Origin of the sequence: Streptomyces sp. NBC_00322 (assembly GCF_036147535.1) — a bacterium.
GTDB lineage: Bacteria > Actinomycetota > Actinomycetes > Streptomycetales > Streptomycetaceae > Streptomyces.
Window position 1 is genome coordinate 7,108,559 of sequence record NZ_CP108019.1, and the last position, 22,271, is coordinate 7,130,829.

The window sequence follows — 22,271 nt, forward strand, 5'->3', positions numbered from 1 at the left end:
GTCTGTCTCGCGGCCCTGGGCCGTTCCGACGTGGAAAACCATAGCAAACATTCGGAGGTGCCCGATCACGAGCCGGTCCTTGTGAAGGGCGCATGACGGCGGACTGCCGCCTTGGGGTCCGGGCCCGCTCGCGGGAGGATGAGGGGGAACCACCAGCAGCGACAGTGGGAGGAATCAGCGTGAGCGAGTCGAACACGGCCCGTACCGTCTCGGGCGAGGACGAGGTCGTGGACCTCTGTCGTGAGCTGATCCGCATCGACACCAGCAACTACGGCGACCATTCGGGGCCGGGGGAGCGGGGTGCGGCCGAGTACGTCGCGGAGAAGCTCGCCGAGGTCGGACTCGAACCCAGGATCATCGAGTCCCACAAGGGGCGCGCCTCCACGGTCGCCCGGATCGAGGGCGAAGACCCGTCGCGGCCCGCGCTGCTCATCCACGGTCACCTCGACGTCGTACCGGCGAACGCCCACGACTGGACCCACGACCCCTTCTCCGGCGAGATCGCCGACGACTGCGTCTGGGGCCGCGGGGCGGTCGACATGAAGGACATGGACGCGATGACCCTCGCCGTCGTACGGGACAGGCTGCGCAGCGGCCGCAAGCCCCCGCGCGATGTGGTGCTGGCCTTCCTCGCGGACGAGGAGGCGGGCGGCACATACGGCGCGCGGTATCTCGTCGACAAGCACCCGGACCTCTTCGAGGGAGTCACCGAGGCCATCGGCGAGGTCGGTGGCTTCTCCTTCACCGTGAACGAGAATCTGCGGCTCTATCTCGTCGAGACCGCGCAGAAGGGCATGCACTGGATGCGCCTCACCGTCGAGGGCACGGCGGGGCACGGCTCGATGACCAACAACGACAACGCCATCACCGAGCTCTGCGAGGCCGTCGGCCGGCTCGGACGGCACAGGTGGCCGGTCAGGATGACCAAGACCGTACGGTCCTTCCTGGACGAGCTCTCCGACGCGCTCGGTACGCCGCTCGACCCGGAGGACATGGACGCGACGCTCGCCAAGCTCGGCGGCATCGCGAAGATGATCGGCGCGACGCTGCGCAACTCCGCGGCCCCCACCATGCTGGGCGCGGGTTACAAGGTGAACGTCATCCCCGGGCAGGCGACCGCACACGTCGACGGGCGCTTCCTGCCGGGGTACGAGGAGGAGTTCCTGGCCGACCTCGACCGGCTGCTCGGCCCGCGGGTCAAGCGGGAGGACGTGCACGGCGACAAGGCGCTGGAGACCAGCTTCGACGGGGACCTCGTGGACGCGATGCAGATCGCGCTCAAGGCCGAGGACCCCATCGCCCGTGCCGTTCCGTACATGCTCTCCGGCGGCACCGACGCCAAGTCCTTCGACGATCTCGGTATCCGCTGCTTCGGCTTCGCGCCGCTCAAGCTGCCTCCGGAGCTGGACTTCGCGGGAATGTTCCACGGGGTCGACGAGCGAGTGCCCGTCGACGGTCTGAAGTTCGGTGTGCGGGTGCTTGACCGATTCCTGGACGGGTGCTGAGTCGCTGTGGGTGAAATCCGCTGAAACGAAACTCCAATAATCGTCAATGCGTGCGCACTTGACTGAAAAGAGTGAAAGGAAGCATGGGCTCGTAGCCCACCCGTCTCCTCCTCGTTACAGGTGATGCGGTCCGCGGCTGGGATCGCATTGCCAACAAGGAGGAATAATGATCAAGAAGGTCGTCGCTGCTGCGGCTGTCACTGGCGGTCTGGTGCTCGCGGGTGCGGGTGTGGCCATGGCCGACGCGGGTGCCCAGGGTGCCGCCGTGAACTCCCCCGGCGTGCTCTCCGGAAACGTCCTGCAGGTGCCCGTCCACGTGCCGGTGAACGCGTGCGGCAACACGGTCTCCGTGATCGGGCTGCTGAACCCCACCTTCGGCAACACCTGCGTCAACGACTGACGTTGTGACTCGGCCCAAAAGGGCTTGGGTTTGAACTCGGGCGGTCCCGGAGTGCGTCCCATGCACTCCGGGGCCGTCGGGCATTCCAGCCCCGGGCACGACGTCCGGGACTTCCTGAAGCGGAAAGCAGGGAACAACCTATGCGACAACTCTCTCGCAAGGGTCTGATCACCGTCGCGGCTGCGGGCGGGGTACTCGCCCTCGGTGGCGGTTATGCGCAGGCGGATGCCGGCGCGTACGGGAGCGCATCGAATTCTCCGGGCGTCGCGTCCGGGAATGCGGTCCAGGTCCCGGTTCACGTGCCCGTCAATGTGTGCGGGAACACGGTCAATGTCATCGCGCTGCTGAACCCCACGTTCGGCAACGGCTGCGCGAGCGACAGCGGCAACGGGTCCGACGACGCCTCGACCGGCGGAGCCCACACCGAGGGGGCGACCAGCAATTCGCCCGGCGTCGCCTCGGGCAACACCGTCCAGGTCCCGCTCGATGTACCCGTGAACGTCTGCGGGAACACGGTCGATGCCGGCGCGGTGCTCAACCCGGCGTTCGGCAACGAATGCGACAACGGCGGTGGCGACGAGACCAACACGCCGCCCTCCGTCCCCAACGAGCCAGGGAACCCGGAGGAGCCGGCAACCCCCGGTGAGCCCACCACCCCGGCAGTCCCGGGTGTGCCCGCGACGCCCTCCACTCCGCAGCCGGTCACTCCCGCAACTCCGGTCACCCCGGCCGTGCCGAACACCCCCGGCACGCGGAACGTCGACCACCCCGTCACCACCGGCCAGCTCGCGCACACCGGATCCAGTCCGATCGGCCTGCTGGCCCCGGCGGGTGCGGGTCTGCTGCTGGCGGGAACGGTGCTCTACCGTCGTGCCCGCGCTTCCGCGTAACCACGCGGTCACCGTGAGGTGAAGCGGTAAGAAGCAGTACGAAGGTGCATGAAACGGAGCGGGTCCCGCGGTCGCGAGGCCCGCTCCGCTGCACTCACTCGCTCACCAGGTGGCGCGCACCTGACGAATGATGCGCCGGCGCAGCCGCACCCTGCGGCTGCCGTCCCGGTGCAGACTCAGTCGGTCCAACTCCCAGTGTCCGTACTCGGCGTGGTCGGTCAGCAGACGGGTCGCTTCCTTGCGGGAGACCCCGCGCGGCACGTACACGTCGACAAATTCGTATTCCGGCATCGCATCTATTGTGCGGGCAGAGCCCCAGTACGGATAGCGTCTGCACTATGTCTGATGCTGCGCAGCCCACCGCTGCCGAGGTACGTGCCGCCGCCGAGGCGGTCAAAGCCGCACTGGACCGTCACCTCGCGGCGGTCGAGAACCGCTCGGGTGAGGACGACCCGGCCGTTTACGACGCGTTCAACATCCTTGCCGCGGCGGCGGAGGCGTACGACGAACGCCTCTACGACCGCTATGACGAGGTGACGCCCTTCGAGATCCCGGGCGCGGACGACTCGCTTCCGCCGTACGCGGGCCCCGAGGAGCCGAACGCGCTCAGCGTGCTGATCCGCCGGGACTACGCGGTGGTCGAGCCACAGCGGCTGCTCGCACAGGCACAGCGCATCGCCGATCTGGACCCCGAGGAGGACCGCTCGGAGGACGCGCCGTTGGTCGGCACGAGCGTGCACGCGGCGCTCGGTGTGCTCTTCGGCGAGTACGAACCGGATGAAATCGCTTCCCGGCACAAGGAGTTCGGCCTGGAGGAGGGCGACTCCACGCTGTGGGTGTCGGCCGCGGACGATCTTCCGGAGCCGGGGGAGTGGCTGAGCACGCCCTTCGACCAGGCGGACCCGCAGCGGGTCGTGTGCCGCTTCGACGTCAGCTCGGTCTTCGACGAGGACGAGCTGGGCGAGGGGCTGGACGATCTCGACGAGTCGGAGTCCTGAGCGGACCGGCCGGTTTGATCTTCAACGCGGGCCCCGTCGCTTCCCAGCGGCGGGCGCCCCGCGTTTTTCTGCCTACGGGTTCGGAGCCGGATGTGCCTAGGGATTCGGTTCCGGGGCGAGCAGACCTTCGAGCAGCGGCCGCAGCCGGGTCGTACGGTCCTGGGACGGGATCTCCGCCACCGCACGCGGCAGCGCCTGGTCCACGCCGTGCACCACCGACAGATGACGCTCGCCGCGGCTGAACGCGGTGTAGACCCACGGTCGGCTCAGCCCCTGCGCCGCGTCGCCCGGCAGCACGACCACCGCCGCGGGCCAGCGCATCCCGGCTGCCTGGTGCGCGGTGAGCGCCCAGCCGTGGCGCACGCCCGACTCGACCCGCTCCTTCGGTACGACGACGGGCGTGCCCTCGCAGTCCAGGTGCAGGCCGTCCGCGTCCGCCGAGACGACGGTGCCGGGAAGCGTCCGGCCGAGCGCCGGGGCGTAGGCCACTCGGTCGCCCGGGTCGAAGCCGCCGAACCGGCCGGGACCGGGGTTCAGTCGCTCCTTGAGGGCCGCGTTGAGCGCGCGGGTGCCCGCGGAGCCGCCGTGCCCGACGGTGATGACCTGGGTCTGCTCGGTCGGCACCCCGATGGCCCGGGGCACCGAGTCGGCGACGAGCTGGACCGTACGGTGGACCGCCTCGCCCGCGTCGCGCACCGGGACGATGACGACCTCCTTGCCGGGCGCCTCCACCTGGTTCAGCTCGCCGATCCCGATGCCCGAGACCAGCTCCCCGATCGGGCCCGGATCCGGCGTGCGTGATGCGATCTGTGGGCACACCCCGGCCGCCAGCACATCGGCGAACACCCGGCCCGCGCCCGCCGACCACAGCACACCGGGATCGCCGCTCAGCACCAGACGGCTCCCGTCCGGCATCGACTCGACCAGCATCGCGGCGGTCTCCACATCGAGCTGCGGTGCGTCCAACGCCACCAGGAGGTCGAGTGCGAAGGCCCCGTCCGCGTCCCTGCCCGGTCCCTCCGAACCCGAGATCAGCCCGGCGAACGTGACCGCGTCGCTGCCGAGCCGCCTGCTGCCGTTCTCGCTGTGGACCGCGATCACCGCGCGCAGCCCCAGCTCTGCGGCGGCCCCGGCCAGCGCGACCGGCTCGGCGCGCGCCGCCTCACCTCCGGTGTGCAGAACCAGACCGCTCGCCGCGACCGCGCGGATCAGCTCGGTCGGCTGCGCCGCCTCCCATCGGGCGTCGGCGCCGGTCTTCGCCAGCCGCGCCAGGCCGTCCGCGAGGCTCTCCTCGGCGAGTGCGTAACGGTCGAGGCCCAGCAGCACCGGCACGGCAGGCTGTTCGGACTCCGACTCGTCCCCGGCCTGCTCGATCTCCTCGACGCCGTCCTGGAAGACCAGCACGGCGCCCTCCGCGATGGCCTGCTGCAAGGCCTCGTCCGGATCCGGCACCGACCGCTCGGCCAGCGCACCGCGCACGGCCGACGACTCGAGCGCGGTGTGACCCTGCAGCGCCGCGCGCTCCAACTGCCAGCCCACCAGGGCCGTCGTGCGGCGCTCGTCCCCGGGGCCGCACTCGGCGCCGAGCAGCGCCCGGGCGAAACCGTCGGCCTGTTCCGGCCGCACACCGGCCACCGACAGCAGCCGCCAGGGATCCGCGCGCAGGATGTCCGCGGCCTGTTCCCCGAGCGCCTGTGCGACCTGCCCCGCCAGCGCCTCGGGCGCGCCGCCCTCGACGAGTACGGACCGCACGCCGTCGACGGTCTCCGGCGGGGCCGCCCCGGGTGCCCCGGAGGGCTCGGGAACCCGCGGCCGCACCGGCTCGGCAGCCGCGGGGGCGGGTCGCCTCGGCGCGGGTGCGGTGGGGGTCCCCCCAGCGGAGCGAGGGGGAGAGTCGAAGAAAGCGGTGCCCGACTTCTCGCCGCTCTCCACGGCCCGCACCGCAGCGAGCAGATCGGCGGCCGTCCCGCTCAGCTTGGTGCCGGCCTCGATGGGAGCCGCCTTCTCGGCCTTGCGCTGCTCGATCCTGGCCCGCAACTCCCGCTGCGCGGCAAGCTCGGCCTCGGCCTCGGACAGCTCGGCGGCCTTCCCGGCGTCACCGGCGGCGGTGTCCGCCGTGCCTTCCTCGGGTGCGGCGGCCTCAGCGGCGTCACCGTCGGCGGCGTCCGGGGCCTCGATGGCGTCCGCGGCCGCAGGGGCGTCAACAGCCTCAGTGGCGTCCGCGGCCTCGGGCGCGTCCGGCTCGGTCACAGCGTGCTCCAGTCCTGGTCGGGATAGCGGTGCACGGGCGCCGACACATCGTCGAGCGCCTGGCAGATCTCGTCAGGAAGACTAAGCGCCTCCACTGACAACGCGGCCGTGAGCTGCTGCGCATTGCGCGCGCCGACGATCGGCGCCACCACTCCCGGCCGGTCCCGCACCCACGCCAGCGCCACCTGGAGCGTCGTCGCCGCAAGCCCGTCCGCCGCGGTGGCCACCGCGTCCACGATGCTGCTCGCCGCCTCGTCGAGATACGGCTCCACGAACGGCGCCAACTGCTCCGAAGCGCCCCGCGAATCCGCCGGAGTCGCATGCCGGTACTTCCCCGTCAGTACCCCGCGGCCGAGCGGCGACGACGGCAGCAGGCCGACCCCCAGGTCCAGCGCCGCGGGCAGCACCTCCCGCTCGATGCCCCGCTGCAGCAAGGAGTACTCCATCTGCGTACTCGCAAGTCGCGTGCGCACCCCGGGCGACGCAAGCTGCCAGGTCGCCGCCTTCGCCAGCTGCCAGCCACAGAAGTTCGACACGCCCGCATAGCGCGCACGCCCGCTGCTCACCGCGATGTCCAGCGCCTGGAGCGTCTCCTCCAGCGGTGTTTCCGGATCGAAGGCGTGGACCTGCCACAGATCCACATAGTCCGTACCGAGGCGCTCCAGTGAGGCGTCCAGAGCGGCGAGGAGATGCCCGCGCGAGCCGTCGAAGCGCCGGTCCGGATCCGGCACGCTGCCCGCCTTGGTCGCGATGACCAGATCGCGCCTCGGCACGAGCCGCTCGACGAGCTGCCCCAGCAGATACTCGGCATCCCCGCCGCCGTACACATCGGCCGTGTCGACCAGCGTGCCGCCCGCCTCCCAGAACGCCTTCAACTGGTCGGCAGCGTCATGCTCGTCGGTGTCACGCCCCCATGTCAGGGTGCCGAGCCCGATCCGGGACACGCGCAGGCCGGTACGGCCGAGATGCCTCTGCTCCATGGGCGCGAGATTACTGGCCATCGGCCCACCCTGAGAGAGCCTGTGGACAACGTCCCTCTGCCGGATCGCCCGAACCCGCGCTAGAGTCCCCGGAACAGGGACGTTACTGATCAGTAAGAGGGAGCGGTTATGCGGCTCGGCATCAACCTCGGCTACTGGGGCGCGGGGATGGACAGCGACAATCTCGCGGTCGCCAAGGAGGCCGACCAGCTCGGCTACGACGTCTGCTGGGCCGCCGAGGCATACGGCTCCGACGCCCCCACCGTGCTCACCTGGGTCGCCGCGCAGACCGAGCGCATCGACGTCGGCTCGGCCATCATGCAGATCCCGGCCCGCCAGCCCGCCATGACCGCGATGACCGCGGCCACCCTCGACTCCCTCTCCGGCGGCCGCTTCCGTCTCGGCCTCGGCGTCTCGGGTCCGCAGGTCTCCGAGGGCTGGTACGGCATCAAGTTCGACAAGCCGCTCTCCCGCACCCGTGAGTACGTCGAGATCGTCCGCAGGGCGATGTCCCGCGAGCGCCTGTCGTACGAGGGCGAGCACTGGACGCTTCCGCTGCCGGACGGACCGGGCAAGCCGATCAAGCTCACCGTGCACCCCCAGCGTGAGCATATTCCGCTCTACATCGCCGCGATCGGTCCCAAGAACCTGGAGCAGACGGGCGAGATCGCGGACGGCGCGCTGCTGATCTTCCCGTCCGCGGACCACCTTGAGGACACCGCGATCAAGTACCTTCGGGCGGGCCGCGAGAAGGCCGGGCTGACCATGGAGGGCTTCGACGTCTGCCCGACGCTGCCGCTCGCGGTCGGTGATGACGTAGGCGGTCTGGCCGACATGTTCCGTCCGTACACCGCGCTGTACGTCGGCGGCATGGGCAGCCGCAAGCAGAACTTCTACAACCAGCTTGCGCAGCGTATGGGTTACGAGAAGGAAGCGGCCGAGATCCAGGACAAGTACCTGTCCGGCGACAAGGCGGGCGCGGCCACGGCGGTCCCGCACCAGCTGATCGACCAGACGACGCTGCTGGGCCCGGTGGAGCGGATCGCGGAGCGGATGCAGGCGTACGCGGCGGCCGGGGTCACGACGCTGACCCTCGCACCGGCCGGCTTCACGCTCGACGAGCGCCTGACCGCCCTGCGGGCGGGTACGGAAGCGCTGGAGCGCGCAGGCCTGTCGTAGCACGGTCGGCCCCCTGGGGCCGAGCAAAGCCGAGCAATGCCGGCGTCGCCGTCGAGAAGAGGTCCGCGGCCGTGGTGGGGGCTCGGGGGGTCTTCCCCGCCACGGCCGTCATGCAGCACAACGCCCGACAGGCCCTCAGGGTTACTCCCCGAAGCCCCCCTTCGTGTCGCGTACCGCTGTCGTCCGTTCGGCGGAGTTGTGCGACTTATCTGTTGCCTCGCCTCCCGTACCGCATTTGACTCTTTATTTGCGGACATCTTCTGGGAGGTGCAGTGATGCTTTCGGCCCGAAGTCTTTTTCAGGAAATCGTCGACAGCGACGACGCATTCCAGCTCTTCTGCTCGATCGCCGCCAGCGGCGAGGCGCAGGGCGGCTGGGAGAACGGCCGTATCGCCGCCCTCGTACCCGAGAGCATGCGTGCCCTCGCACCCAAGATCACCCGGCACGGCGCCGACGAGGACAAGCACGGCAGACTCTTCAACGCCCTGCTCAAGAAGCGGAATCTTCAGCCGGTGCCCGTCCCGCCCGGGACCGACTACACGATGCTGCTCGAGCAGCGGGGCATCGGACTCACCCACGAGAAGCTGCGCCGCGACCAGACGCTGACCGAGGCGGATATCGTCGTCTACCTCTCGCACAGCCGGGTCACCGAACAGCGGGCCGCAGACCAGATGGACATGCTGGTGAAGTACTTCGGCGACCACCCCGAGGTGGGCAAGGCCATAACCATGATCTGCAACGACGAGGACAACCATCTGGCGTACTGCCACGAGGAGTTGCTGCGTCTGGCCGCCGCGGGTCACGGCCGCACCATTCAGCAGGTCCTGCGCGAGAGCGCCCTCGCCGAGATCCAGGTCTACCGCGATGTGAGCCTCGCGGTGATGGGCCACATGGGACGCGTGCTGCACTGGCCCAGGACCAAGTCCGCCGCACTGGCCGCGGGGATCCACGCGATGTACGGCTACGAACGCTTCGGCGGCTGGCACCGGATGGTCAGCCTGCGGATGCCGGCCCGCCGGGGCGCGCTCGACGGTCCGCCGACAGCCGCCCCCGCCTTCTGACGACCTACAGCCAGCCCCGGCGCTTGAACAGCCGGAACAACCCGTACACCGCACCGGCCATCAGCACCACGACCACCGGATACGCCCACACCCACCTCAGCTCGGGCATGTGGTCGAAGTTCATGCCGTAGATCCCCGCGACCATCGTGGGGACCGCGACCATGGCCGCCCACGCCGAGATCTTGCGCATGTCGTCGTTCTGCCGCACGCCCATCTGCGCGAGATGGGCGGACAGGACGTCCGACAGAAGCCGGTCCAGCCCCTCCACCTGCTCGTTCGCCCGCGTCAGATGGTCATTCACGTCCCGGAAGAACGGCTGCGAGTGCTGGTGGACGAACGGCACGCCCGCGCTCGCGAGACGAGCCATCGGAGCCGCCAGCGGCGCGGCGGCCCGGCGGAACTCCAGCACCTGCCGCTTGAAGGTGTAGATCCGCACCGCGCTGTTGCGCGCGCCGCCGCCGACCGGCGCGAAGACCTCGGTCTCCAATTCCTCCAGGTCCACCTGGAGCTCGGCGACGACATCGATGTAGTGGTCGACGATCGCGTCGCTGATCGCGTACAGCACAGCCGTCGGACCGTGCTTGAGAACCTCCGGCTCGGCCTCCAGACGCAGCCGTACGGCATGCAACGGCGAGCTCTCGCCGTGCCGCACGGTCACCACGAACGAGTCACCGATGAAGACCATCAGCTCGTCCGTCGTGACGGCGCCGCTCTCCGGCGCGTACACCACCGGCTTGAGGACCACGAACAGCGAATCGTCGTACACCTCGAGCTTGGGCCGCTGGTGGGCGTCCAGTGCGTCCTCCACCGCCAGCGGATGCAGCCCGAACTCCGCCGAGACGTGGTCGAACTCCTTCTCCGTCGGCTCGTACAGACCGATCCAGAGGAAGGCGTCCCCCGTGGCCCGCGCCTCGGCCAGGGCATCGGAGAAGTCGGCCGGGCCCGGTGTTCGGCGCCCCGCGCGATAGATGGCGCAGTCCACGATCACGAAGGCATTCTTCCCCGCACACGGCCCAGGCGCACCCCTTGGCACAGGTCGGCCTAGGCTGACGGGCATGGCCACGCTGATCCTCGTACGCCACGGACGCTCCACCGCCAACACCGCGGGGGTGCTCGCCGGCTGGACCCCCGGCGTCTTCCTCGACCAGCGCGGCGCCGCGCAGGCCGCCGAGCTGCCCGGACGCCTCGCCGATGTGGCGCTCGCCGCGGCCGTCAGCAGCCCGCTGGAGCGCTGTGTGCAGACACTGCGGCCCCTCCTCGACGCCCGCCCCGGACTGGAGCTGCAGACCGACGAGCGGATCGGCGAGTGCCACTACGGCGACTGGTCCGGCCGCAAGCTCGCCGAGCTCGCCGACGAGCCGCTGATGGAGGTCGTGCAGCAGCACCCGTCGGCGGCGCAGTTTCCCGGCGGAGAGTCGATGAGGGCGATGCAGGCGCGGGCCGTCGACGCCGTACGCGACTGGAACGCGCGCGTGGAGGCCGCGCACGGCGAGGACGCGGTGTATGTGATGTGCTCGCACGGCGACCTCATCAAGTCCCTGGTGGCGGACGCGCTGGGCATGCATCTCGACCTGTTCCAGCGGATTCATGTGGAGCCGTGTTCCGTCTCCGCGATCCGGTACACACGCACCCGCCCGTTTCTCCTGCGCCTCGGTGACACCGGGGACTTCGGCTCGCTGGTGCCGCGCGGGAACGGCGGTGGCGGGGCCGGAGTCGTCGGGGGCGGCGCGGGCGCCCCGTGATCGATCCGCGCAGTAGGGTGGACGGGCCGAAAACCCGTATGCCTGCTCGACAACCGTCCGCAATCGTCCAGAGGGAGACAGAACGTGTCCCGTCAGGTGTTCCTCTACGACCCGCCGGACCGGTTCGTGGCCGGTACGGTCGGGCTGCCTGGACGCCGTACGTTCTTCCTGCAGGCTTCGGCCGCAGGGCGCGTCACCAGCGTGGCCCTGGAGAAGACCCAGGTGGCCGCGCTCGCCGAGCGGATCGACGAGTTGCTGGACGAAGTGGTACGCCGGACCGGGGGCAATGCGCCGGTGCCGGCCGTAGCGCCCGCCGACGTCTCGGACACGGCGCCGCTGGACGCTCCGGTCGAGGAGGAGTTCCGGGTCGGCACGATGGCGCTGGCCTGGGACGGCGAGGAACAGCGCATGATCGTCGAGGCGCAGGCGCTCGTCGAGCTGGACGCGGACTCCGAGGAGGACCTCGCCGAGGCCGAGGAGCGGCTGCTCCAGGACGAGGAGAACGGCCCGCCGATGCTGCGCGTCCGGCTGAGCGGTTCGCAGGCCAGGGCCTTCGCCAAACGCGCGCTGGACGTGGTCAACGCCGGCCGGCCGCCGTGCCCGCTGTGCAGCCTGCCGCTCGATCCGGAAGGACACGTATGCCCGCGCCAGAACGGATACCGCCGCGGAGTCTGACGGCACTCGATCTCCTCGTCAAGGGTGAGCTCAAGGTGCGCGGACGGGTCCGCGAGGCGTCCAACGCGGTGCTGTACTGCTCCGTCTCGTACGAGGGCGAAGAGGCCCACTGCGTGTACAAGCCGGTCGCCGGGGAGCGGCCGCTGTGGGACTTCCCCGACGGGACGCTCGCGCAGCGCGAGGTCGCGGCGTACGAGGTCTCCGAGGCAACGGGGTGGAGCCTGGTCCCGCCGACGGTCCTGCGGGACGGCCCGTACGGCCAGGGCATGGTCCAGCTCTGGATCGAGGCCGACCCCGAACAGTCCCTCCTCGCCCTGGTCGAGGACGAGGAGCCGGGCGAGGGCTGGAAGGCGGTCGGCTTCGCGGAGGTGGGCGAGGGGCGTACGGCGCTGCTGGTCCACGCGGACGACGAACGGCTTCGGCGCCTGGCCGTGCTGGACGCGGTGATCAACAACGGCGACCGCAAGGGCGGGCATCTGCTGCCGACGGCGGACGGCCATCTGTACGCGATCGACCACGGGGTCACTTTCAACGTGGACGACAAACTGCGGACGCTGCTGTGGGGGTGGGCGGGGGATCCGCTCCCGGCGGACACGCTGTCGGCACTGGTGTCCCTGTCGGACTCCCTGTCGGCCGACGGGCCGCTGGCCACCCGTCTGGCGCAACTGCTGACGGCGGCGGAGGTGGAGGCGCTGAGGGGGCGGGTGGACGCGCTGAGGGGGGCGGGGAGGCATCCGGTGCCGTCGGGGGAGTGGCCGGCGATTCCGTGGCCTCCGGTGTGAGGCGGGGGGTTGTTCCCCCACCCCGCCCCTTCCCGAACCGGGGCTGCGCCCCGGACCCCTGAGGAGGCGGGGCTGCCGCCCCGCGCCCCGCGCCGCGGGCGCCGGCTTCGCGGCGCAGGGCCGCAGGTCCCCAGAGGGAAGGGGAACGTCGGGGCGCCGGTTTCGGGGCGCGGGGGCTTGTTCCCCCACCCCGCCCCTTCCCGAAACTGGGGGCAAGCCCCCAGCCCCCCAACCGGGCAGGAGGGGGAACGTGGGGGCTGACGCCCCCACACCCCCGGGAGGCGCCAGCTTCGCGGCGCGAGCTGAACGCCTCCCGGCGCGCGACTTCGCGGCGCGAAACCCACCCCCTCCCGCCTCGCGTCGCCGGGGGACTGACAAGCGGCACCGGGCAAGGGGGCCGCGGCGCGGGTGGAGTCGGGACGTGGAGCGTGATGTGTGGCGCGGGTCGCCCGCACCGCACAGCACGCCAGAAGCGCGCCGTAGATCATGCAGTCCCGGCTCTACCCCGGAGCGGACCCCAAACGGCGCGCCCACGGCACCGGGCAACCCCGCGCCCCGCACCGCCGGACGGCCACCCCGCGGCACTGGGCAACCCCGGCGCGGGCGCCAGACGGTCACCGATACCGCTCCGGGCAACCCCGCGCCCCGCACCGAAAGGTGCCGGGGAACCCCGACCCGACTCCCGGTCGTATGTGGAACCGCCGTCCGGTTAGGCTCGTGTCATGCATGCCTGGCCCGCTTCTGAGGTCCCCGCCCTGCCTGGCAAGGGCCGCGACCTCCGGATCCACGACACCGCGACCGGTGGTCCTGTGACCCTCGACCCCGGTCCCGTCGCCCGTATCTACGTCTGCGGCATCACTCCGTACGACGCGACCCACATGGGTCACGCGGCGACCTACAACGCGTTCGACCTCGTTCAGCGTGTGTGGCTCGACAACAAGCGGCAGGTTCAGTACGTCCAGAACGTGACGGACGTCGACGACCCGCTCCTCGAGCGCGCCATCCGCGACGGGCACGACTGGACCGAGCTGGCCGAGCGCGAGACCGCGCTCTTCCGCGAGGACATGACCGCCCTGCGGATGCTTCCGCCCCAGCACTACATCGGCGCCGTCGAGGCCATACCCGGCATCGTGCCGCTCGTCGAGCGTCTTCGGGACGCCGGCGCCGCGTACGAGCTCGAAGGCGACGTGTACTTCTCGGTCGAGTCCGACCCGCACTTCGGTGGGGTGTCCCACTACGACGCCGACGTCATGAAGGCGCTGTCCGCCGAGCGCGGCGGCGACCCCGAGCGCCCCGGCAAGAAGAACCCGCTCGACCCGATGCTCTGGATGGCCGCCCGCGAGGGCGAGCCGAGTTGGGACGGCGGCAGCCTCGGCCGCGGGCGCCCCGGCTGGCACATCGAGTGCGTGGCCATCGCCCTTGACCACCTGGGCATGGGCTTCGACGTGCAGGGCGGCGGATCCGATCTCGCCTTCCCGCACCACGAGATGGGCGCGTCGCACGCCCAGGCGCTCACCGGCGAGTACCCCTTCGCCACGTCGTACGTCCACGCGGGCATGGTCGCCCTGAACGGCGAGAAGATGTCGAAGTCCAAGGGCAACCTGGTCTTCGTCTCCAAGCTGCGCCGTGACGGCGTGGACCCCGCCGCGATACGCCTCGCGCTCCTCTCGCACCACTACCGGGCCGACTGGGAGTGGACCGACGACGTGCTCCGGGACGCCGTGGAGCGGCTCGGCCGCTGGCGCGCGGCCGTGTCCCGGCCCGACGGGCCGTCCGCCGACGCGCTCGTAGAGGAGATCCGCGACGCCCTCGCGAACGACCTCGACGCCCCCGCCGCGCTCGCCGCCGTCGACCGCTGGGCCGCGCTCCAGCAGTCCGAAGGCGGTACGGACGAGGGCGCGCCCGGCCTCGTCTCGCGCGGTGTCGACGCCCTGCTGGGCGTAGCCCTGTAGACCCGCTCCGGCCGCTCCCGGGCTTCGATAAGTCCAGGAGCGGCCGGACACAAGTCCATGGTCATGTACGCGGCAACGCGTTACACACAGCGCCATGAGATCCCCAAAACGCTTCAGATCAGCGGTCGTTGCCGCGCTCCTCGGCCTGTTCGCCGCCCTCGTGCCGCAGGTCACGGGCGCACAGGCCGAACCGGCCGACACGACGGTCGGTGACGTCACCGGGTTCGCTCACGACGGAGCCGTCTTCCGGCTGACCGCCGGCCGCGCCACCGCCCGCGTCAGCTTCGTCTCCGCCGAGACGTTCCGTATCGAACTCGCCCCGGACGGCGCTTTCACGGACCCCACCGGCACGGACATCGTTCTGCCTCAGGGCGCTCCGCCCGCGACCACCTGGCGCGACAGAGGCGACCGGTACGAACTCAGCACCTCCAAGGTCACACTGCGGGCGTACAAGTCGCCCCTCCGCTTCGCTCTCCACCGGGCCGACGGCACCCGGCTCTGGGCCGAGACCAAGGGCCTGACCTGGAACCAGGACAGGACCACCCAGACCCTGGCCCGCGGCGCCGACGAGCAGTACTACGGTGCCGGAATGCAGAACGGCCGCGGCAACACCTCCCACCGCGGCAAGAGAGTCGAGGTCGGCGTCGACTACAACTGGAATGACGGCGGGCACCCCAACTCCGTGCCGTTCTACCTCTCTTCGGCCGGTTACGGCGTCTACCGCAACACGTACGCGCCCAATACGTACGCCTTCGACGACCCGGTGACGGCCACCGCCAAGGAACAGCGCTTCGACGCCTACTACTTCGCGGGCCCGAGCGCCAAGGACGTCATCGGCCAGTACACGAGGCTGACCGGCAAGCCCTTCATGCCGCCCGTCTACGGCCTCGAAATCGGCGACGCCGACTGCTACTTGCACAATGCCAACCGCGGCGAGCGCCACACCCTCGACGCCCTCAAGGTCGCCGACGGCTACGTCCAGAACGACATGCCCAACGGCTGGATGCTCGTCAACGACGGCTACGGGTGCGGCTACGAGAACCTGGCGGAGACCGGCCATGGCCTCCGGGACCGCAAGACGCAGATGGGCCTGTGGACCGAGGACGGCATCGGCAAGCTCGCCGAGCAGGTCAAGGCGGGCCAGCGCGTCGCCAAACTCGATGTCGCCTGGGTCGGCGACGGCTACAAGTTCGCGCTCGACGGCTGCAAGGACGCGCACAAGGGGATCGAGGACAACAGCGACGCCCGCGGCTTCACCTGGGCGCCGGAGAGCTGGTCGGGAGCGCAGCGCTGCGGAGTGCAGTGGTCCGGCGACCAGTCGGGCAGCTGGGAGTACATCCGCTGGCAGATCCCGACCTACGCGGGCGCGAGCATGTCCGGTCTCGCGTACACCACGGGCGACGTGGACGGGATCTTCGGCGGCAGCCCCAAGACGTACACCCGCGATCTGCAGTGGAAGATGTTCCTGCCGGTCACGATGACCATGGACGGCTGGGCGGCACACGATAAGCAGCCCTTCCGGTACGGCGAGCCGTACACCTCCGTCAACCGCGGCTATCTCAAGCTGCACGAGTCCCTGCTCCCGTACATCTACTCCTACGCGCACGAGGCGACGAGCACGGGCGTGGGACTGGCCAGGCCGCTCGCCCTGGAGTACCCGGACGACCCCAAGGCGGCCACGGACGCGGCCAAGTACGAGTTCCTGAGCGGTGAGGACTTCCTGGTCGCGCCCGTCCACCAGGACGCCGTCAAGCGGGACGGGATCTATCTGCCCAAGGGCACCTGGATCGACTACTGGAGCGGACGGACCTACGAAGGCCCCGTCACCGTCGACGGCTACAGCGCGCCGCTCGACACACTGCCGCTCTTCGTGAAAGCGGGGGCGGCTGTCCCGATGTGGCCGGGCATCCGCTCGTACGCGGACCGCACCGCCGATTCCCCGCTGGCCTGGGACATCTACCCGCAGGGGCGCTCGTCCTTCACGATGTACGAGGACGACGGCGTCACCCGCGAGCACCGCGCGGGGAAGTACGCCACCCAGCGCGCCGACGTGGACGCGCCGAGCAGCGGAGCCGGCGATGTGACCGTCCGGATCGGCGCGAGCCAGGGGCAGTTCACGGGCAAGCAGGCCACGCGCCCATACCGCTTCAGCGTGCACACCGGCGACGCGCCCAGCAGGGTCGCACTCGACGGCCGCGCGCTGCCGAGGCTGAGCTCGAAGGCGGCGTACGAGAAGGCCGCGCAGGGCTGGTGGTACGACCAGGACGACCGCGGCGGAGTGGTGAACGTCAAGACGCCGTCCCTGCGCACCGACCGGAGCTTCGGTCTTGAGCTGAAGGACACCAGCGCCGTCGGCGGCGCCGTGGCCGGAGCCGCCGCGGCCGTCGCCGTCCCGGCCGGTCAGGAGCTCGGCGCGGGCGTCGCGGGCACCCTCGCCGTCGATGTCACGGCGGGTACCCGGGACGCCACCGCGGTCCAGGTCTCGCTGAACGCCCCGGCGGGCTGGCAGATGAGCCCGGCCCAGGCCGTGGACCGTATCCCGGCAGGGACCACCAAGCGCGTCCAGGTGGCTGTCACTCCGGCCAAGGACGCCACGCCCGGCGAGGCGACGCTGACCGCGCTCGCACGCCATCGGGCGGCGGGAGCCGACCGCACGTCACTCCAGCGGTTCGCCGTTGGGGTGGTGCCGCAGCCGCCGGTCGCGGACGCATGGGCGAGCGATCTTCTCTGGCTCACCGCGGCCAACGGCTACGGTCCCGCCGAACGCGACCGCAGCAACGGCGAGTCGGGCGCGGCCGACGGGCACGCGCTGACCCTGGCGGGAAAGACGTACGAGAAGGGAATCGGCGCCCACGCCGACTCCGACATCGAGGTCTATCTCGGCGGGCGCTGCACCGCGCTGACCGCCGACGTCGGCATCGACGACGAGATCAACGGCTATGGGGAGGTGGCCTTCTCGGTCGAGGCGGACGGCAAGGTGCTGTGGACCTCGCCCAAGGTGACGGGCGCGTCGGCGACCGTACCGGTCGATGTGCCACTCGGCGGGGCGCGGCATGTGCGGCTGAAGGTCACCGACACGAACGGCTCGAAGACCGGCGACCACGGCGACTGGGCGGCGGCCCGTTTCAGCTGCGCATAGGTACGTGGCCGGAGCATGATCGGGCGCCGGGTGGTCCCTTGCCCACCCGGCGCCCTCTGTGCGGGAGTTGCCGCTACTGCTTGTTCACGATGACGGCCTGGATGACGTCGTTCGTCGACTCGTAGATCCCGATGACCTGCTGCCCGAAGGCGAAGGCCTCCTGGACCTCGTCATGCGTCACCGCGTTGGGGTTGACCAGACGGCGCCAGCCGTTGTTGATGAACAGGTAGAGGATCGACGGCTGGCCGGGCAGCGGGGTCACGACGTCCCAGAACTTCGTCGCGATACCGCTCGTGATGGCCTGGCTGTCGACCGCGCCCGGCAGCACCAGCGGCTGCTGGTGTTGCTGCCCGGCCAGCTGCTGGAGCAGCTGCTGGTAGGGCTGCTGCTGGCTGAGCTGCTGCATCTCCTGTGCGAGCGGGATGTGGCTCTGCTGGCTCTGGCCCATCTGGGGCGGTGCCGTGCTCGCGCCCTGCTGCGCGTACTGCTGCTGCCCGTACTGCTGGCTCATGGTGCTGGGGTTCATCTGCGGGGTGGTGCTCATGCGATGTTCACCTTCCCTTTCGATTTCCTCCGGCAGTTGCTCCGGCGGTTGATCCGGCGGTTGATCCGGCGGTTGATCCGGCGGTTCATCCAGCGACGACCAGGCCCACGACCTCGTCGTCCGAGTACCAGACGCGAACGTCCGGCCGTCCCCCCGCGAAGGCGGCATGGACCGCCTGGCGGATGTCGGGGGCGGGGTGGTTGAGGTTGCGCCACGCGCCGGCCACGAACAGCCTCATGCGCGGCGGAAGTTCACGGGGATACGGCATCAGCTCGTCCCAGTACCGCTCCGCCCGGCCCGAGCCGACCGAGGCCGGGATCAGGTGGGTGACGGCGGCCTTGATGTCGGGGCGGTTGCCGATCCGCTGCGAGGCGGGCCGTCCCGGGGCGTCCTGCTGCGCCGAACCGGTCCTGCGCAGGACGTCGCGCGCCTGCTCGGGGTTCATCGCGGCGAGCTGTGCCGCCCTGAGGATGCCCTGCAGGCAGGCCAGGGCGCCGACCACGACCGGCGATGCGGACGAGGTGCCCGAGAAGGTGTCGGTGTACCAGGCGATCTCCTCGGCGCCGCCCTGGAGATCACCCGCCCGGTCCCAGAAACCGCCGGTCGTGGTGACCTCGCGGCCCCAGCCCTGGGCGTCGATACGCGCCCCGTAGTTGGAGAACGCCAGCCGCGAGCGGTCGGGACCGTGGTCGCGGCCGTGCGTCCCGGGCGGGGGAGCGCCCGCTCCGACGAGGATCGCCCCGGACGACTGGTTCGACGGGTTGAAGGGGTTGCGCCACCACTCGGGGAACTCGTCGGGCCTGCGCTCGTACAGCGCGTCGTCCAGGCTCTCGGCGCCGTTGCCCGCGGCCTCGACGACCAGGACGCCCTTCTCGCTCGCCCAGCGGATCGCCGCGCAGTCGTCCGGCCACCACTCCAGCGCGATGTAGCCGCGCTGGTCGTCGCGCTCCTCGAAGTCGAACCGCGGTCCCGGCCGGTGGAGTTCGACGAGCAGGATGTCGCCGGGGGAGAGCCGTTCGGCCGCCGCGTGGATGGCCGCCGCCGAGCCGGTGCCCTGGAACGAGGCGGCCGCGGTCACCGCCTCCGGCGCGATCCCGGTGATGCCCTTCTCGTCGCGGTCGCCACCGATGACGCCGAGGACCGCCGTGCCGTGGTTGCGCCAGGCGACATCCTGGACCGGATTGCCGACGACGATGCCCGCGAGCCTGTCCGCCAGGTCCTCGTGGCCCAGCTGCCAGGCGCCCTCGACATCGACGACGGTGACACCCTGTCCCGAGCCGCCGGGACGCTGCCAGGACCAGTACGCGTCCACTCCTTCGGGCGCGGGCCGCAGATAGCCCTGGCGGCCGGTGTAGTCGGGGGTCGCGGGCGCGCCCTCCTTGAGCCGCTTGGCTTCTTCCGTCAGGACGGCAGGTGCCGGCGGGCCCGTTGGTGCCGTTCGCGCGGGCACGGCGCCGGGCTTGACGTACGCCGTCTCGATCTCGGGGAGGGCCGCCAGCCGGGCGGTCAGCTCCAGGGCCCGGTCGCCCCCGCCCCGTACGCGATAGAAGAGCGAGAGGTCCGGCATCGTGCCCCGTCCGGCGGGCCCGGCGGGCGGCGATGGCAGGGCGGACCGGGTCCGCTCCTCATTGCCGAACAGCGGCTCCAGGGCGAGCTGTTCGTCGCTGAGGAACATGTTGAGGGCGGAGATGTCCGCCCCGGAGGCCGACCGTACGCGGTCCGTGCCGGCGCGCAGCCGGGCCTCGGCCCGGGCGACGACGATCAGCTCCGGCTCGGCTCCTTGATAGGTGAATCCAGCTCCGTCGGGTCCAGGGCCCGTCGTTCCGGGGCCCTGACCTGGGAGTGCCTGATCGGTCATCGCGGTGACCGCTCCCTTCGGGTGCGTGCTCCGTGTCTGTGCCGGGTGCGTGCTCCGTGGCTGTGCTCCGTGCTGCCGGTGGCCACCCTGCTACCGACACCGCGGTACGTCCACCCCGTTGCGCGAAATACGTTTGAATTCAAGCTGGTTGGGCAGCCCGTGCATTTCGGCTTGAAGCCGATGTCACGCCGCAATTCGGCCAAACACTGCAGGGTCGCCTGGTGTGTGCTGGGGTGAGAGCGTCTGTGGAACATGTGTCGGAAGGACGCTCAAATGAACGGTCCCTTAGCACGTCGAAGAGTTCTCGGGGCGGTCGCCGCCCTCGGCGGCGCGGCTCTGCTCGCCCCTCTGGAAGGGGTGGCGCGCGCGGCCGAATCCACCGGGGCGCGATGGCCCACCCAATTCCCGTTGCCGAATGGCTTTCAACCCGAGGGCATCACCATCGGAAAGAGTCCCTCTGCCTGTTTCGGATCGATAGCGAACGGCGACATCTACCGAGCGAGCCTGGCCACGGGCCGTGGACGCGTCATCAGCCAGGGCGGCGGCGCCGCTCACCCCGTGATCGGACTGAAAATCGACCGGCGCGAGCGCCTGCTGTTCCTCAGCGGCGGCGCGAGCCGGGAGATCCGGGTCGCCGATGTCCGCTCGGGGAAGCTGCTGAAGACCTTTACCGTCGGCTCGGACTCCACCTTCGTCAACGACGTGATCCTCACGCCGGGCGCCGCCTGGTTCACGGATTCGTTCGCACCGCAGATCTACCGGCTTCCACTGGACCGGCACGGCGAGCCGGGAGACGCGGTGACCACCGTCCCGCTGACCGGCGACTGGCAGCAGGGCCCGAGCTTCACGGCCAACGGCATCGAGCGCACACCGGACCGCAGCGCGCTGCTGTTGGTCAACGCCTTTGCCGGCGGCGGCGGTCTGATGCGCGTCGACCCGCGCACCGGGGTCGCCGGCGGCGTCGACATCGGCGACACCAAACTCCCCAACGGGGACGGCCTGTTGCTGCTCGGCCGCACGCTCTATGTCGTACAACAGCAGCAGAACGCCATCGACGTGCTGCGGCTCAACGAGTCGGGCACCCGAGGCACGGCGATCGCGCGCATCACCGATCCGCGCTTCAAGATCCCCACCACGGCGGCCGCCTGGGGCGACCGGATCTATCTGCCCAACGCCCGCTTCGATGCGGAGCCCACACCCGACACGACGTACGACGCCGTAGCGGTGGATCAGGTCTGAGCACCGTACGAGAGCGGGGCGGCACCGGTGAGGTGCCGCCCCGCTTCTCGTATCCGTGCCTCATTGCCGTACTCAGTCCTTCGACGAATCGTCCTCGTCGCCGGTATCGCCGTCCGCGTCGGCATCGGGCTCCGCACGGGGCGGCATCGGCGGACGGGTGCGCCCGCTGGAGGTGTCGCGCAGATACGAACTGCCCTCGCCGCCGTCGGTCGCATGCCCCGGACCGCCGTCGCGTCGCCGCAGATACCGTTCGAATTCCCGGGCGATCGCCTCGCCCGTGGCCTCGGGAAGCTCCGCGGTGTCCCGCGCCTCCTCCAGCGTCTGGACGTACTCCGCAACTTCGCTGTCCTCGGCGGCCAGTTGGTCCACGCCGAGCTGCCACGCCCGGGCGTCCTCGGCCAGTTCGCCAAGCGGGATCCGCAGACCGATCAGATCCTCCAGACGGTTGAGCAGCGCCAGTGTCGCCTTGGGATTGGGCGGCTGCGACACATAGTGCGGCACCGCGGCCCACAGGCTCACCGCCGGAACACCCGCGTGGGTGCAGGCCTCCTGGAGAATGCCGACGATCCCGGTCGGACCCTCGTATCTGGTCTCCTCCAGATCCATGGTCCTGGCCAGGTCCGGGTCCGAGGTGATCCCGCTGACCGGCACCGGCCTGGTGTGCGGGGTGTCGCCGAGCAGCGCGCCCAGAATCACCACCATCTCGACGCCCAGCTCATGGGCGAAGCCCAGAATCTCGTTGCAGAACGAGCGCCAGCGCATGGACGGCTCGATGCCGCGCACGAGCACCAGGTCGCGCGGCTTGTCGCCGCCGATGCGGACCACGGAGAGCCGGGTGGTGGGCCAGGTGATCTTCCGTACCCCGCCGTCCAGCCACACCGTGGGACGGTTGACCTGGAAGTCGTAGTAGTCCTCGGCGTCGAGCGCCGCGAACACCTCGCCCTTCCACTCCCGGTCCAGGTGTGCGACCGCGGTGGAGGCGGCGTCGCCGGCGTCGTTCCAGCCCTCGAACGCGGCCACCATGACCGGGTCGATCAGCTCGGGTACCCCCTCGAGCTCGATCACCCAGTGCCTCCC

General features: G+C 70.6%; 19 protein-coding genes. 12 read left to right on the top strand and 7 right to left on the bottom strand.

The window, feature by feature from the left end; all coding sequences use genetic code 11:
* Positions 1 to 179 precede the first annotated feature (179 nt).
* The 3 genes from OG905_RS32455 (at position 180) to OG905_RS32465 (ending at position 2,795) form a co-directional block, all read left to right on the top strand.
* Positions 180 to 1,505 carry a M20/M25/M40 family metallo-hydrolase gene (locus OG905_RS32455; protein WP_328679725.1) on the top strand — a complete coding sequence of 442 codons (1,326 nt, stop codon included), beginning with the start codon at positions 180 to 182 and terminating at the stop codon, positions 1,503 to 1,505.
* Between the two features lie 166 nt (positions 1,506 to 1,671).
* The gene (locus OG905_RS32460) at positions 1,672 to 1,905 is read left to right on the top strand and encodes a chaplin (protein WP_328679727.1); all 234 of its coding nucleotides are present in this window, start codon (positions 1,672 to 1,674) and stop codon (positions 1,903 to 1,905) included.
* 140 nt (positions 1,906 to 2,045) lie between these two features.
* Entirely contained in the window at positions 2,046 to 2,795 is a 750-nt protein-coding gene (locus OG905_RS32465) for a chaplin (protein ID WP_328679728.1), read from the top strand.
* Between the two features lie 102 nt (positions 2,796 to 2,897).
* On the opposite strand, the gene OG905_RS32470 is transcribed toward OG905_RS32465, so the two are convergent.
* A complete protein-coding gene (locus OG905_RS32470; RefSeq protein ID WP_005319466.1) occupies positions 2,898 to 3,086 on the bottom strand; it encodes a DUF5703 family protein in 189 nt (62 codons plus the stop codon).
* Between the two features lie 47 nt (positions 3,087 to 3,133).
* Between OG905_RS32470 and OG905_RS32475 the strand changes: the two genes are divergently transcribed.
* Positions 3,134 to 3,793 carry a hypothetical protein gene (locus OG905_RS32475; protein ID WP_328679745.1) on the top strand — a complete coding sequence of 220 codons (660 nt, stop codon included), beginning with the start codon at positions 3,134 to 3,136 and terminating at the stop codon, positions 3,791 to 3,793.
* Positions 3,794 to 3,889: 96 nt separating this feature from the next.
* Here the strand turns inward: OG905_RS32475 and OG905_RS32480 are convergent, their stop codons facing one another.
* Positions 3,890 to 6,109: a helix-hairpin-helix domain-containing protein gene (locus tag OG905_RS32480; protein WP_443044102.1), complete on the bottom strand. Its 2,220-nt coding sequence runs from the start codon at positions 6,107 to 6,109 to the stop codon at positions 3,890 to 3,892.
* A complete protein-coding gene (locus tag OG905_RS32485) occupies positions 6,040 to 7,023 on the bottom strand; it encodes an aldo/keto reductase (RefSeq protein ID WP_328679749.1) in 984 nt (327 codons plus the stop codon). Before OG905_RS32485 ends, OG905_RS32480 begins: the two co-directional genes overlap by 70 nt.
* 129 nt (positions 7,024 to 7,152) lie before the next feature.
* Between OG905_RS32485 and OG905_RS32490 the strand changes: the two genes are divergently transcribed.
* Positions 7,153 to 8,202, top strand: coding sequence for an LLM class F420-dependent oxidoreductase (locus OG905_RS32490; RefSeq protein ID WP_328679752.1), 1,050 nt, complete (start codon positions 7,153 to 7,155; stop codon positions 8,200 to 8,202).
* A gap of 275 nt (positions 8,203 to 8,477) precedes the next feature.
* Positions 8,478 to 9,263 (top strand): ferritin-like domain-containing protein, encoded by a 786-nt coding sequence (locus OG905_RS32495; protein WP_328679754.1) that lies wholly within the window; start codon positions 8,478 to 8,480, stop codon positions 9,261 to 9,263.
* 4 nt (positions 9,264 to 9,267) lie between these two features.
* Here the strand turns inward: OG905_RS32495 and corA are convergent, their stop codons facing one another.
* A complete protein-coding gene (corA, locus tag OG905_RS32500; RefSeq protein ID WP_328679756.1) occupies positions 9,268 to 10,251 on the bottom strand; it encodes a magnesium/cobalt transporter CorA in 984 nt (327 codons plus the stop codon).
* 67 nt (positions 10,252 to 10,318) lie between these two features.
* Between corA and OG905_RS32505 the strand changes: the two genes are divergently transcribed.
* From OG905_RS32505 to OG905_RS32525, 5 genes are all read left to right on the top strand, one after another.
* Positions 10,319 to 11,005 (top strand): histidine phosphatase family protein, encoded by a 687-nt coding sequence (locus OG905_RS32505; protein WP_328679758.1) that lies wholly within the window; start codon positions 10,319 to 10,321, stop codon positions 11,003 to 11,005.
* A gap of 84 nt (positions 11,006 to 11,089) precedes the next feature.
* Entirely contained in the window at positions 11,090 to 11,680 is a 591-nt protein-coding gene (locus tag OG905_RS32510; RefSeq protein WP_328679760.1) for a DUF3090 domain-containing protein, read from the top strand.
* Positions 11,644 to 12,462 (top strand): SCO1664 family protein, encoded by an 819-nt coding sequence (locus OG905_RS32515; RefSeq protein WP_328679761.1) that lies wholly within the window; start codon positions 11,644 to 11,646, stop codon positions 12,460 to 12,462. Before OG905_RS32510 ends, OG905_RS32515 begins: the two co-directional genes overlap by 37 nt.
* 722 nt (positions 12,463 to 13,184) lie before the next feature.
* On the top strand, positions 13,185 to 14,414 hold the full coding sequence (gene mshC / locus OG905_RS32520; RefSeq protein WP_328679763.1) for a cysteine--1-D-myo-inosityl 2-amino-2-deoxy-alpha-D-glucopyranoside ligase: 1,230 nt from the start codon (positions 13,185 to 13,187) through the stop codon (positions 14,412 to 14,414).
* Positions 14,415 to 14,508: 94 nt separating this feature from the next.
* Positions 14,509 to 17,553, top strand: a complete 3,045-nt coding sequence (locus OG905_RS32525; RefSeq protein ID WP_328679766.1) for an NPCBM/NEW2 domain-containing protein — start codon at positions 14,509 to 14,511, stop codon at positions 17,551 to 17,553.
* 73 nt (positions 17,554 to 17,626) lie between these two features.
* Here OG905_RS32525 and OG905_RS32530 read toward each other — a convergent pair whose 3' ends face one another.
* Positions 17,627 to 18,097, bottom strand: coding sequence for a hypothetical protein (locus OG905_RS32530; RefSeq protein ID WP_328679767.1), 471 nt, complete (start codon positions 18,095 to 18,097; stop codon positions 17,627 to 17,629).
* An 85-nt stretch (positions 18,098 to 18,182) separates the two neighbouring features.
* Positions 18,183 to 19,955 (bottom strand): S8 family peptidase, encoded by a 1,773-nt coding sequence (locus OG905_RS32535; protein WP_328679770.1) that lies wholly within the window; start codon positions 19,953 to 19,955, stop codon positions 18,183 to 18,185.
* A gap of 273 nt (positions 19,956 to 20,228) precedes the next feature.
* Between OG905_RS32535 and OG905_RS32540 the strand changes: the two genes are divergently transcribed.
* Positions 20,229 to 21,194, top strand: coding sequence for a superoxide dismutase (locus OG905_RS32540; protein WP_328679772.1), 966 nt, complete (start codon positions 20,229 to 20,231; stop codon positions 21,192 to 21,194).
* Between the two features lie 72 nt (positions 21,195 to 21,266).
* Here the strand turns inward: OG905_RS32540 and OG905_RS32545 are convergent, their stop codons facing one another.
* Complete coding sequence (locus tag OG905_RS32545) at positions 21,267 to 22,259, bottom strand: PAC2 family protein (RefSeq protein ID WP_328679773.1); 993 nt, start codon at positions 22,257 to 22,259, stop codon at positions 21,267 to 21,269.
* Between the last annotated feature and the right edge of the window lie 12 nt (positions 22,260 to 22,271).